9 protein-coding genes are annotated in these 13200 nt (G+C 60.3%); 1 reads left to right on the top strand and 8 read right to left on the bottom strand.

Going from position 1 to position 13200, the window contains the following annotated elements:
• Positions 1–24: 24 nt before the first annotated feature.
• From D8U73_RS24750 to betI, 5 genes are all read right to left on the bottom strand, one after another.
• Positions 25–1362 carry a TldD/PmbA family protein gene (locus D8U73_RS24750; RefSeq protein WP_130906010.1) on the bottom strand — a complete coding sequence of 446 codons (1338 nt, stop codon included), beginning with the start codon at positions 1360–1362 and terminating at the stop codon, positions 25–27.
• A complete protein-coding gene (locus D8U73_RS24745) occupies positions 1362–2804 on the bottom strand; it encodes a TldD/PmbA family protein (RefSeq protein ID WP_056853910.1) in 1443 nt (480 codons plus the stop codon). Before D8U73_RS24745 ends, D8U73_RS24750 begins: the two co-directional genes overlap by 1 nt.
• A gap of 247 nt (positions 2805–3051) precedes the next feature.
• Complete coding sequence (betA, locus tag D8U73_RS24740; protein ID WP_056853909.1) at positions 3052–4752, bottom strand: choline dehydrogenase; 1701 nt, start codon at positions 4750–4752, stop codon at positions 3052–3054.
• A 214-nt stretch (positions 4753–4966) separates the two neighbouring features.
• Positions 4967–6439, bottom strand: coding sequence for a betaine-aldehyde dehydrogenase (gene betB, locus D8U73_RS24735; RefSeq protein WP_056853908.1), 1473 nt, complete (start codon positions 6437–6439; stop codon positions 4967–4969).
• 62 nt (positions 6440–6501) lie between these two features.
• Positions 6502–7095, bottom strand: coding sequence for a transcriptional regulator BetI (gene betI / locus D8U73_RS24730; protein ID WP_130906009.1), 594 nt, complete (start codon positions 7093–7095; stop codon positions 6502–6504).
• Positions 7096–7474: 379 nt separating this feature from the next.
• Here betI and D8U73_RS24725 point away from each other — a divergent pair, with 379 nt between their 5' ends.
• On the top strand, positions 7475–9415 hold the full coding sequence (locus tag D8U73_RS24725; protein WP_177435023.1) for a BCCT family transporter: 1941 nt from the start codon (positions 7475–7477) through the stop codon (positions 9413–9415).
• Positions 9416–9904: 489 nt separating this feature from the next.
• Here D8U73_RS24725 and choV read toward each other — a convergent pair whose 3' ends face one another.
• The 3 genes from choV to D8U73_RS24710 all read right to left on the bottom strand — a co-directional run bounded on the left by choV (position 9905) and on the right by D8U73_RS24710 (position 12939).
• Positions 9905–11083 carry a choline ABC transporter ATP-binding protein gene (gene choV / locus D8U73_RS24720; RefSeq protein ID WP_056853905.1) on the bottom strand — a complete coding sequence of 393 codons (1179 nt, stop codon included), beginning with the start codon at positions 11081–11083 and terminating at the stop codon, positions 9905–9907.
• Positions 11080–11925, bottom strand: a complete 846-nt coding sequence (gene choW / locus D8U73_RS24715; protein WP_056853904.1) for a choline ABC transporter permease subunit — start codon at positions 11923–11925, stop codon at positions 11080–11082. The genes choV and choW overlap by 4 nt, the downstream gene beginning before the upstream one ends.
• Positions 11926–11991: 66 nt before the next feature.
• On the bottom strand, positions 11992–12939 hold the full coding sequence (locus tag D8U73_RS24710; RefSeq protein WP_056853903.1) for a choline ABC transporter substrate-binding protein: 948 nt from the start codon (positions 12937–12939) through the stop codon (positions 11992–11994).
• Between the last annotated feature and the right edge of the window lie 261 nt (positions 12940–13200).

Here is a 13200-nt window from a genome sequence, read left to right as displayed (position 1 = left end):
CGCAGAGCGTGGGAACGAGCAGGTTCAGAGGGTCAAGGTCAACCGGCTGACAAGCGCCCCCGGCAACAACGCCGAGGCCGTCGCGCGTTGGCTGTAGGTACTGGCCGACAACAGCAACTCGCGCTCCCGGGTCAGCGCTTCCAGCTGCGAACCGAGCAGGCTGAAAGCGCTGTCATCGAAACGCATGGTGCTGACCGGCGCCTGTATCTCGCCGTTCTCCACCCAGAAGGTCGCGAAGCGGGTCATGCCGGTCAGGCGTGCCGCCGGTTGATCCGAGAAGTTCAGATACCACAGGTTGCTGATGTACAAACCGGTACCGAGCTGCTTGAGGACGTCTGCTTCGGGTAAATCACCGGCCTTCAAATCCAACGCACTCGGCGATTCGCCGCCGCTGGCGCCGTTGGCGGTCAAGCCGTATTCGGCGGCGCTGCGTGAACCGACCAGTTGTGCGCCGGCCTGGCCCTCGACGATCAATTTGAGATCGCTGCGCGGATAACCTTCATCCGAGAACGCCGGGCTCAGCGAACCGCTGACCTTTTCCTCCAGCGAGACCAGCGGGCTGAAGTGTTGATCGCCGCCATAGAGCTTCTGCAATGGGCTGCTTTTGCTGGCAATCGACTGCGCGGAAAAACCGCCCCAGCACAGCATGCCCATGATTTCTTCCAGCGCGGCGGGGGCGAGATAAGCGCGGTACTGACCGGGCGCCAATGTGCGCAGCGGTCGCCCGAGAAACTCAAGTTGTTCGCGAGCCAGCTGAAAACGCTTGGCAAAACCTTCGCTGCTCCAGTGATGCCCGGCATAGCTGGCCTTCACTGCCTGGCCGTTTTCATGGAACAGGCTGAAATCGAAGTTGAAGCTGTTGGCCTGATGCCAGCCGAACGCGCCGACGGAACTGGCGAAGCCACGGCTGATCGGCCCGGCGGCATAGAAGCCGACCAGATCCAGGCCTTCAGCGGCCTGGGTGATTTCGGCGACCACCTGCTCGGTGTCCGGCAACGGTTGTTCCTGTACGTTCTTGCTTTGCCAGCCGTTGTAGTTGAGCAGCAGGTACGGATCCTTGGGCAGCAGCGGCAAGGTTTCACGCAGCTGTTGCAGGCCTTCGGTCAGACGCTGAAGGTCGACTACCGGATCGTCCGCCAGGGTGATTTGCAGGTCGGCGTGACGGCCATCGTTGATCAGCTTCAAACCGATGCTCGCCTGCTGCACTTGCCCGGCCTGCCGCACCTTGGCGTGGTTGAAACGCACAAAGGCCGATGACTCGGCGGCGTAGCTGAGGGTGAACTGTTCCGGTTCGCGCAGGGCTGCGCGCAATCCGGCGACCAGGGCCTTGAATGATTCGACCTGAGATTTCGCAGTGCTCATCAGGCGTCCCCCCCAAATACATCAACGTTGCTGAATACGCAGGCCGGCGAAGCGTGACCGACGCGGATCACCTGATTCGGTTCACCCTTGCCGCAATTCGGCGTGCCGAGGACCTTGACAGTGTTGGCATCGCCGACGGCGCTGAGGCTCTTCCAGAACTGCGCGGAGATCGCCCGGTAATTGGGATTCTTCACCACGCCTTTGAGTTCGCCGTTTTCAATCAATTGGCCCCATTCGCAGCCGAACTGGAATTTGTTGCGCGCATCGTCGATGGACCATGAGCGGTTGGTGCTCATCAGAATGCCGTGCTCGATGCCGCCGATCAGTTGCTCCAGCGGCTGATCGCCCGGTTCGATGTTGAGGTTGGCCATGCGATCGATCGGCGGACGGTTCCAGCCGCAGGCGCGGCTGTTGGCGACGCCGTCCATGCCGGCGCGAAATTGCGACAGCGCGCCGCCCAATGGGCGCAGCAACCGGCCTTCGCGGATCAGGAATTGTTTGCTGGCCGGCGTGCCGTCGTCGTCATGGCCGTAGCTGGCGAGCTGCTCGGGGATGTCCGGGTCGAAGGTCACGTTGAGTAACTTCGAGCCGTACTGCAGGTGACCGAAGTCTTCAGCCTTGACGAAACTGGTGCCGGCGTAATTGCGTTCGTCGCCCAGGATACGGTCCAGTTCCAGCGGGTGGCCGATGGATTCGTGGATCTGCAACATCATCTGGTCGGGCATCAGCAGCAGGTCGCGCGGACCTTGCGGTGTGTTCGGCGCCAGCAGCAACTGCAAGGCTTGATCGGCAACTTTTACCCCGGCGCCAATCAGTCCGCAGCGGCTGATGACATCAAAGCCGCCCTGTTGGCCGAAGTTTTCCCGGCCGAGCGTTCGGGTCTGGCTGTCGTTGCCGTCGTAGGCGGTGACATCAAGACCGGGGTAGACGAAGCGCTGGGCCTGACGCAGTTCGGCGCCGGCACTGTTGAGGTAAATCTGCTCGACATTGGTGATGCCGATGCTCACCTGCCAGTTCACCAGGCGATCGTCCTTGGGCACGGAAGCGGATTCGGCGCTGAGCAATGCGTAGCAGTCACTCAGGGACGGGAAGGGCTGGTCGAGGTTCGGTGAAAAGTAATCGGCTCGGTCGCTGGAAACGCCTTGTTCGCGCAGGTCCAGCAAGGCATGAGGCTTGAGCCGGCGAGCCTGCTGTTCGGCGCGTTCGAGCGCGGCTTGCAGGCCTTGTTGCGATAGGTCATTGGTCGCGGCGTAGGCTTCGACGCCATTGACCCGGGCAGTCAGCATCGCCCCTTCGTCACGGCTCAGGCTCGGTGGCTCGGCGACGTTCTTGCGTACCGACAGGTACTGGCCGGACTCGCGCACGTAACGCAGGGAAAAGAATTCAGCGCCCGTGCGCAACGCAGCAAAACGCTGCATGAGCTGGGGTTGGAAATCGAACATTCGGGAACCTCCTTGGTATGGAGTGACGGCGAAGCGGTGTTGCGAGGGGGAGGAGCGAAACGATTGCGTGGCGCTAGAGTAGGCCTGTGCGGGGGGTGGGATCAAGGAGGGAGCAGATTGATGATCGTTCCCTAGCTCTGCGTGGAAACGCCTCTTGTGACGCTCCGCGTCACGCTTTGGGACGCGGAGCGTCCCGGGCTGCGTTCCCACGCAGAGCGTGGGAACGATCAGGGTGCGGTGGAGCGTCTTAAGCGGTCTGGGTAACTTCACGCATTGGCTTGCCCTTCACCGGTGCGCCACCCGCCACGTAGTAAGTGGCAGTGCTGCGTGGCAACGGCTTGCGGCCACGGATCTTGTCGGCGATTTTCTCGGCCATCATGATCGTCGGCGCGTTGAGGTTGCCGGTGGTGATGATAGGCATGATCGAGGCATCGACCACGCGCAGGCCTTGCAGGCCATGTACACGACCTTCGCCATCGACCACGGCCATCTCGTCGGTGCCCATCTTGCACGAGCAGGACGGGTGGAACGCGGTTTCGGCGTGTTCGCGGATGAACTTGTCCAGTTGCTCGTCGGTTTGCACCTCGATGCCCGGGCTGATTTCGCGACCGCGGAAGGCGTCCAGTGCAGGTTGCTGCATGATTTCACGGGTCAGGCGGATGCCGTCGCGGAATTCCTGCCAGTCCTGCTCGGTGGCCATGTAGTTGAACAGGATGCTCGGGTGCTGGCGCGGGTCCTTGGATTTGGCCTGGATGCGCCCGCGGCTCGGCGAACGCATGGAGCCCATGTGCGCCTGGAAACCGTGCTCTTTCACACCGTTGCTGCCGTTGTAGTTAATCGCCACCGGCAGGAAGTGGTACTGGATGTTCGGCCATTCGAATTCCGGACGGGTACGGATGAAACCGCCGGCTTCGAACTGGTTGCTGGCGCCGATACCGGTGCCGTTGAACAACCACTCGGCACCGATCGCCGGCTGGTTGTACCAGAGCAACGACGGGTACAGCGAGACCGGTTGGGTGCAGGCGTATTGCAGGTACAGCTCAAGGTGGTCCTGCAGGTTTTCACCGACGCCCGGCAGGTCGTGGACCACCGGAATGTCGAGCTTGTTCAGCAACTCGGCCGGGCCGACGCCGGAACGCTGCAGAATCTGCGGCGAAGCGATGGCGCCGGAGCACAGCAGCACTTCCTTGCGTGCTTTGACTTCAACGCGTTCTTCGGCGTCGCCGACCAGGTAACGCACGCCGACCGCACGCTTGCCTTCGAACAGGATCTTGTCGGTCAGGGCGTGGGTAACGATGGTCAGGGTCGAACGCTTTTTGGCCACGTCCAGGTAACCGCGAGCGGTGGAGGCACGACGGCCTTTCGGCGTTACGGTGCGGTCCATCGGACCGAAGCCTTCCTGCTGATAACCGTTCAAGTCTTCGGTGCGCGGGTAACCGGCCTGCACGCCGGCTTCGACCATGGCGTGGAACAGCGGGTTGTTGCCGGCTTTTGGCGTGGTCACGCTGACCGGGCCGTCGCCACCGTGGTAGTCGTTCGGGCCGATGTCGCGGGTTTCCGCTTTACGGAAATAGGGCAGGCAGTCCAGGTACGACCAGTCTTCCAGGCCTGGCAGTTTTGCCCAGCCGTCGTAGTCCATGGCGTTGCCGCGGATGTAGCACATGCCGTTGATCAGCGAGGAACCGCCCAGACCCTTGCCGCGACCGCACTCCATGCGACGTCCGTCCATGTGTGGCTCTGGATCGGTTTCGTACGCCCAGTTGTAACGCCGGCCTTGCAGTGGAAACGCCAGCGCCGCAGGCATTTGCGTGCGGAAGTCGAAACGGTAGTCCGGGCCGCCGGCTTCGAGCAGCAGGACGGTGACGCCTGCGTCTTCGGTCAGACGGGTCGCCAGGGTGTTACCGGCCGAGCCGGCACCGATGATGATGTAGTCGAATTCTTGGGACATTGAATGCACCCTCTTTGATGTTGGTTCAGGTCGCGCGCCGAGTTGCCGATCGTTGTGGCGAGGGAGCTTGCTCCCGCTCGGCTGCGCAGCAGTCGCAAAGTCAGCGACTGTGTTGTGTCTGCATGAACGCGGTGTCTGAAGTTGGGGCCGCTTCGCAGCCCAGCGCGAGCAAGCTCCCTCGCCACAAGGGCCGCAACTTCAGAACTGCGTCAGATCAGAACACCGAGACGTAATCGCCCAGTTCGACCTGTACCGATTTGATGCGGGTGAAGTTGTTCAGCGAGCTGATGCCGTTCTCACGGCCGACACCCGACTGCTTGTAGCCACCGACCGGCATCTTCGCATCGGACTCGCCCCAGGCGTTGATCCAGCAGATACCGGCTTCGAGTTGATGAATCACGCGGTGCGCGCGGTTCAGGTCCTTGGTGACGATACCGGCGGCCAGGCCGAAGTCGGTGTCGTTGGCGCGGCGGATCACTTCTTCTTCGGTTTCGTAGGAGAGGATCGCCATCACCGGGCCGAAGATTTCTTCACGCACGATGGTCATGTCGTCGGTGCAGTCGGTGAACACGGTCGGCGCGACAAACGCACCTTTGGCGAATTCACCGTCAGTCAGACGCTGGCCGCCGCACAGCAGACGGGCACCTTCTTCCTTGCCCTTGGCGATGTAGCCCAGCACGCTTTCCATGTGGGCGAAGCTCACCAGCGGACCGAAGTTGGTGTTTTCGTCTTGCGGGTTACCGATGCGGATGCGCGCAACGCGTTCAACGATTTTGGCTTCGAAAGCCGCTTTGAGGTGCGCCGGTACGAACACGCGAGTGCCGTTGGTGCAGACCTGGCCGGAGCTGTAGAAGTTGGCCATCATCGCGGTGTCGGCGGCGCGATCGAGGTCGGCGTCGTCGCAGATGATCAGCGGCGACTTGCCGCCCAGTTCCATGGTCACGTCCTTGAGCGAAGAGCTCGAAGCGCTGGCCATGACTTTCTTGCCGGTGTCGGTGCCGCCGGTGAACGAGACTTTCTCGATGCGCGGGTGCTCGGTCAGCCAGGTGCCGACTTCACGGCCGCTGCCGGTCAGGACGTTGAACACGCCGTTCGGCACGCCGGCCTCGGTGTAGATCTCGGCCAGTTTCAGGGTGGTCAGCGAAGTGACTTCGCTTGGCTTGAAGATCATCGCGTTACCGGCCGCCAGGGCTGGTGCGGATTTCCACAGGGCGATCTGGATCGGGTAGTTCCACGCGCCGATACCGGCCACCACGCCCAGCGGTTCGCGACGGGTGTACACGAACGACGTGGTGCGCAGCGGAATCTGCTCGCCCTCGATGGCCGGCACCAGGCCTGCGTAGTATTCCAGCACGTCGGCACCGGTAACGATGTCGACGTAACGGGTTTCGGAGTAGGCCTTGCCGGTGTCCAGGGTTTCCAGGGCAGCCAGTTCATCGTTGCGTTCACGCAGGATTTCCACGGCGCGACGCAGGATGCGCGAACGCTCCATGGCGGTCATGGCAGCCCAGATTTTCTGGCCCTTTTCGGCGCTGACGACGGCACGCTCAACGTCGTCGAAGGTAGCACGTTGGACTTTTGCGAGGACTTCACCGTTAGCCGGGTTGATGGCTTCGAAAGTGGCGTCGCTGCTGGCGTCGCTGTACGCACCATCGATGTAGAGTTTTTGCAGTTCGAAACGGGCCATAAAGTCCTCGCAAGTGCATCAGTGATTGGCGCGGTCCGGTGGTTGAGCGTTCTATGTGTGCTCTAACTCACCCGCTTGGCCAGTTGGATATCCATGTATTCGTAAGCGATCTGTTGCGCCTGCTCGGTGTCGAAAGCATCTCCCGACAGCGCGCCGCGCAACCACAAACCGTCAATCAACGCTGCCAGGCCGCGGGCGGCGGTACGCGCATCATCGAGCGGCAACACGCGGCGGAACTGGCAGCACAGGTTGGAATACAGACGGTGATCGTTGATCCGCTGCAACCTGTGCAAAGACGGTTGGTGCATGCTGGTTGCCCAGAAGGCCAACCAGGTTTTCATTGCCGGGCCATTGACCTGGCTGGCGTCGAAGTTGCCTTCGATGATCACCTGCAGATGCGCTCGCGGGCTGTCATCTTTCAGCGCCTGTCGGCGCGCGGTGACGTTCTCGCTCAGGACCGTCATCAGGTACCCCATGGTGGCGGCGATCAGGCCATTCTTGTCCTGAAAATAGTGACTGATGATGCCATTCGAGACACCGGCCAAACGGGCGATCAGCGCAATGCTGGCGTCCCCCATTCCGACCTGATCGACGGCCAGCAAAGTGGCTTCGATCAATTGCTGGCGGCGGATGGGTTGCATACCGACCTTGGGCATCTTGCACATCTCCTTAGGCCTTCCGGCAGACGCAAAACGTCTGTCGGACTGAGGGCCAGTCTATTTTGTTTTGATTGAACGTTCAATCAACAAAGAATAAGATCTGCGACAATTCGTCGCTGCTTACAGATTTTTCCTACGCATAAATGACGAAAAACCGACATCTAAAACGGCTCGAAACCTATACGCCACGGCGCTTTTGGGGTTTCGGGCTTTTTCGGGGTGTCTTTATAACACCCGCTGGTCGGCTGCCAACTAACCGATTGGTCGGGTCACGCGCTGCCTTGTGATCTTCTCCCGCACTGCCCGGAGCATCTGTGCCATGAGTTCTGCCTCACTAATAAAGACCCCACCCGAGAAGGTGACGGTCAACGGTTGGGTGTTCTACACCTCCACCGCGTTGATTCTGTTGTTGACCGCCATTCTGATCATCGCCCCGCAAGAGGCCGGTCGAATGCTCGGTACAGCGCAAGCCTGGCTGTCACGCAGCTTTGGCTGGTATTACATGGTGGTGATCGCCGCCTATCTGATTTTCGTGGTGGGCCTGGCTTTTTCGTCCTACGGCAAACTGAAACTGGGCAGCAAGGACGATACCCCGGATTTCAGCTACGGCGCCTGGGCGGGGATGCTGTTTTCTTCCGGTATCGGCATTTCGCTGTTGTACTTTGGCGCATCCGAGCCTCTGGACCATTACTTCAACCCGCCGGAAGGCGTAGCCGCCAGCAACCTTGCGGCGCGTCAGGCGGTTCAGCTGACGTTCCTGCACTGGGGCCTGCATGGCTGGGCGATCTATGCGCTGGTGGGGCTGGCCGTTGCCTATTTTGCGTACCGTCATAACCAGCCGCTGGCATTGCGTTCGGCGCTGTATCCGCTGGTGGGCGAGCGTTGGGTCAAGGGTGCCGCCGGTCATGCGGTGGACGGCTTTGGCATGTTCGTCACCCTGCTAGGGTTGGTGACGAACCTGGGGATTGGTTCGCTGCAGGTATCGTCGGGCCTGGAAAACCTGTTCGGCATGGAGCACAGCAATACCAATCTGCTGATCGTGATCATTGTGATGAGCACCGTGGCAACGATTGCTGCCGTGTCGGGCGTGGAAAACGGTATTCGTCGCCTGTCCAACCTCAACATCGTTCTGTTCAGCGGCTTGCTGATTTTCGTGCTGCTGTTCGGCCCGACCCTGCATCTGCTCAACGGCTTCGTGCAGAACGTCGGTGACTACCTCAATGGCGTGGTGCTCAAGACATTCGATCTGTATGTGTACGAAGGCGACAGTGCCAAGTCCGACCGTTGGTTGGGCCTGTGGACCTTGTTCTACTGGGCCTGGTGGATTTCCTGGGCGCCATTCGTAGGCATGTTCATCGCGCGTATTTCCCGTGGGCGTACCGTGCGTGAACTGGTGGCCGGCGTGTTGCTGATTCCGCTGGGCTTCACCCTGGCATGGCTGTCGATCTTCGGTAACTCGGCCCTGGACCTGGTGATGAACCATGGGGCGGTAGAGCTTGGGAAAACGGCGCTGGAACAGCCGTCCATGGCGATCTACCAGTTGCTGGAGCACTACCCGGCGTCGAAGGTTGTGATCGGCGTGTCGATTTTCGTCGGTTTCGTGCTGTTCCTGACCCCGGCGGATTCCGGCGCGGTGATGATGGCGAATCTTTCCTGCAAGGGCGGTAACGTCGACGAAGATGCGCCGCACTGGTTGCGGATCTTCTGGTCGGTAGTGATCACTCTGGTGACCATCGGCCTGTTGTTCGCCGGTAACTTCGAAGCCATGCAAACCATGGTGGTGCTGGCCGGTCTGCCGTTCTCGGTGGTGCTGGTGTGCTTCATGTTCGGCCTGCACAAGGCCATGCGCCAGGACGTGCAGATCGAACAGGAGCAAGCGGAGTTGGCCGCGCGCGGTCGCCGTGGCTTCAGCGAGCGCCTGACCCAACTGGACCTGCAGCCGAGCCAGTCGGTGGTCCAGCGTTTCATGGACAAGCATGTGACGCCGGCCTTGCAGGACGCGACCACGCAAATGCGTGCGCAAGGCCTGCAAGTGCAGACGCTGCTGGGCAAGTCCAAGCGTTGCATGGGTGTGCGGGTCGAGATGGAAGAGGGCAATCCGTTTGTCTACGAAGTCAGCCTGGACGGCTATCTGGCAACGCCGACTGAATCGGCCCAGTCTGATGAGGCGCGTCAGCGTTATTACCGCGCCGAGGTGTACCTGCACAACGGCAGCCAGGACTACGACCTGATGGGCTTCACCCAGGAGCAGATCACACGGGACGTACTCGATCAGTTCGAAAGCCATCGGCAGCTGCTTGGCCGGGTCTATAGCTAAGGTGTGAGGCGCTGCGGTGCAATCAATGCACCGCAGACCTGTGTGGCGAGGGAGCTAGCTCCCGCTCGGCAGCGGAGCAGTCGTAAATCCGGTTCACGGGGTCTGTCTGAACTAGCGCAGTCTCTGGTTATGGGGCCGCTTCGCAGCCCCGCGGGAGCAAGCTCCCTCGCCACAGTTGTCAGTACTCCAAGGTCATGATCGTTCCCACGCAGAACGTGCGAACGATCAAAATAGCTAAGGTGTGAGGCACTGCGGTGCAATCAATGCACCGCAGACCTGTGTGGCGAGGGAGCTTGCTCCCGCTCGGCTGCGGAGCAGTCGTACATCCGGTTCACGGGGTCTGTCTGAACTATCGCAGGCTCTGGTTATGGGGCCGCTTCGCAGCCCAGCGGGAGCAAGTTCCCTCGCCACAATTGTCAGTATTGCAGGTCATTTATCTGTACTAACAAAAACGCCGCGATCTCTCGCGGCGTTTTTGTGTCAATTGCCTTACCCCAGGTTCTTGCCGAGCAGTGCGTGGTACAGCTCGCTGTCGCCAAGGATGCCGACCACTTTGTTGTTGTCGTGCAAGACCAGCTTGTTGCCCGTTTGATAGCGGATCTGCAGCGCATCACGCATGCCGATATTCGAATCCACCAGCGTCGGTCGGCGACCCAGGCCTTCGACTGCCTGCCCCGGGATCCAGTTCTGCAAGTCCAGCGCCGAGCCGTTCTGGCGAGCCCCCTTGATGGTGTTGCCTTCAGCCAGGTCCAGCCACGAATCGCCGCCCGGATCGAGACACACCGAACCGTTGATGCGTTTGCAGTTGTCCAGGGTGCGCATCAGGCTGCGACCACACAGCACGTTCAACGGGTTGGTGTGGGCCACGAAGGTCCGCACATAGTCGTCCGCCGGGTTGAGGACGATTTCTTCCGGCTTGCTGTACTGGATGATCCGGCCGTCTTTCATGATCGCAATACGGCTACCGAGCTTCAGGGCTTCGTCGAGGTCGTGGCTCACGAACACGATGGTTTTGCTCAGCTTGCGTTGCAGCTCCAGCAGTTCGTCTTGCAGGCCCTGACGGATCAGCGGGTCGAGTGCCGAGAACGGTTCGTCCATCAGCAGGATATCGGCGTCCATCGCCAGCGCACGGGCCAGGCCCACGCGCTGCTGCATACCGCCTGACAGCTCATCGGGTTTCTTGTTGCGCCACTGGGTCAGGCCCACCAGTTCGAGTTTTTCATCGACCAGTTTCTTGCGTTCCTTCTCCGGACGACCCTGCATTTCCAGGCCGAAACTGATGTTCTCGCGCACCGTCAGCCAAGGCATCAGGGCGAACTTCTGGAACACCATCGCGATGCGCTTGGTGCGCATCATTTTCAGTTCGGCGGCGGAGCAGGAGGCAATGTTGATCTGCTTGCCTTCGTGCTCGACGAACAACTTGCCGCGGCTGACGGTGTTGAGGCCGTTGATGCAACGCAGCAGGCTGGACTTGCCTGAGCCGGACAAGCCCATCAGGACGCAGATTTCACCTTTTTCGATATCCAGGCTGGCCTTTTCGACGCCGACGATCTGCCCGGTCTTTTTCAGGATCTCGCTGCGGGTCAGGCCCTGGTCGAGAAGTTTCAGTGCTTCGCGCGGATCTTTGGTGAAGATCACGTCGACGTCTTCGAAGCGAATAATGCTCATGCGTCACCCCCTACTTTGGCGTCGGGTTGTTTGCAGATACGGTCGAGCATGATCGCCAGCAGTACGATCGCCAGGCCTGCTTCGAAGCCCAGGGCGATATCAGCAGTGTTCAGTGCGTTGACCACCGGTTTGCCGAGTCCGTCGGCGCCCACCAGTGCCGCGATCACTACCATCGAAAGCGACAGCATGATGCACTGGGTGATGCCGGCTGCGATGCTCGGCATGGCGTGGGGCAATTCGATCCGTGTGAGCAGTTGGCGACGCGAGCAGCCAAAGGCCTTGCCGGCGTCCATCAGTTCTTGCGGCACATCGCGGATACCCAGGTAAGTGAGGCGGATGGGCGCGGCAATCGCGAACACCACCGTCGAGATCAGGCCCGGGACCACACCCAGACCGAAGAGGGTCAAGGTAGGAATGAGGTACACGAAGGTCGGTACGGTCTGCATCAGATCGAGTACAGGACGCATCATGGTGTAGAACATCGGTTTATGCGCGGCGACGATGCCCAACGGCACGCCGATCAACACGCAGACCAGGGTGGCGAACAGCACCTGGGCGAGGGTTTCCATGGTTTCCTGCCAGTATCCCAGGTTGAGGATCAGCAGGAAGGAAGCAATGACGAAGGCGGTCAGCCCCCATTTACGCTGGATGAAGTGTGCCAGTAGTGCGATCAGGCCGATCAAGACCAGCGGGTTGAACCAGGTCAGCGCAAACGTCACGCCGTGGATCATCGTTTCCAGTGACACGGCAATTGCGTCGAAGGTGTTGGCGCCGTGTTGCGTCAACCATTCAACGAAGCCTGCAATGTACTGGCCTAAAGGTATTTTCTGATCAATCAGCATGGTAGTGAACGTCCGCATGCAAGGAAATAAACAGCCCGGGCGGGCTAGCCCGCCCGGCGTAAGCGATTACTGATTCAGCTTGGCTTTCACGGCGTCCAGGCCAGGTTTACCGTCAATGGTGGTCACGCCAGCGAGCCAGGTATCGAGCACCTGGGGATTCTTTTTCAGCCAGGCCTTGGCGGCCGCGTCAGGCTTCATTTTGTCGTCCAGGATGTTGCCCATCAGTTCACTTTCCATGTCGACGGTGAACTCGAGGTTTTTCAGCAGCTGACCGACGTTGCTGCATTCTTCGGCGTAGCCTTTGCGGGTGTTGGTCGCCACGGTGGCGGCGCCAAAGTCGGGGCCGAAGAAGTCGTCGCCGCCGGTCAGGTATTGAATCTTGAAACGCTTGTTCATCGGGTGCGGTGCCCAGCCCAGAAACACCACGGCGGTGTCGCGTTTCTGTGCGCGGTCGACTTGCGACAGCATGCCCGCCTCGCTGGACTCGACGACCTTGAAACCGGCGTCTTTCAGGCCGAAGGCGTTCTTGTCGATCATACTCTGGATCAGCCGGTTACCGTCGTTGCCCGGCTCGATGCCGTAGATCTTGCCGTCGAGTTCTTTCTTGAATTTGGCGATGTCGGCGAAATCATGCAGCCCTTTGTCGTACAGGGCCTGGGGAACGGCGAGGGTGTATTTGGCACCCTTGAGGTTGGTGCGTACGGTTTCTACGGTGCCGGCCTCGCGGTAGGCCTTGATGTCGTTTTCCATGGTCGGCATCCAGTTGCCCAGGAACACGTCCATGTTCTTGCCGTCGGCCAGAGACTTGTAGGTCACGGGCACGGAAATCATGGTGGTCTTGGTCTTGTAGCCGAGGGCGTTGAGCACGACGCTGGTGGTCGCGGTCGTTGCTGTGATGTCGGTCCAGCCGACATCCGAGAAGTTTACGGTGCTGCATTGGGCCGGTTCGGCGGCTTGCGCCAGAACCGGCAGACTAAGCATGACGGCCAACAACAACGACGAAGAACCTTTCATGGATGGACTCCTTGGTGTTTTTTTTGGCAGTGTTCCGATTGGACCACCGCACTTATAGGTTGCGGTTGGATGGCGTTTTGGAGACAGCTCTACCACGGCGCCTTGCAATCGAGTCGATACGATCATGTACCAGTGAAAATCTGACGCCTACAGGGTGCGTCGTAACCAGTACAGGGATGGTCGCATCCAGTGTCAGTGACGTCGTTTACAGCTTTTTTCGGGCTCTTTTGTCCGTCTGAGTCGCAAAAAAACGGCGAATTC

The organism is Pseudomonas sp. Sample_22 (assembly GCF_004307635.1).
GTDB lineage: Bacteria > Pseudomonadota > Gammaproteobacteria > Pseudomonadales > Pseudomonadaceae > Aquipseudomonas.
The sequence above is the reverse complement of the archived record's forward strand: the minus strand, read 5'-3'. Positions and strand labels throughout refer to the sequence as shown.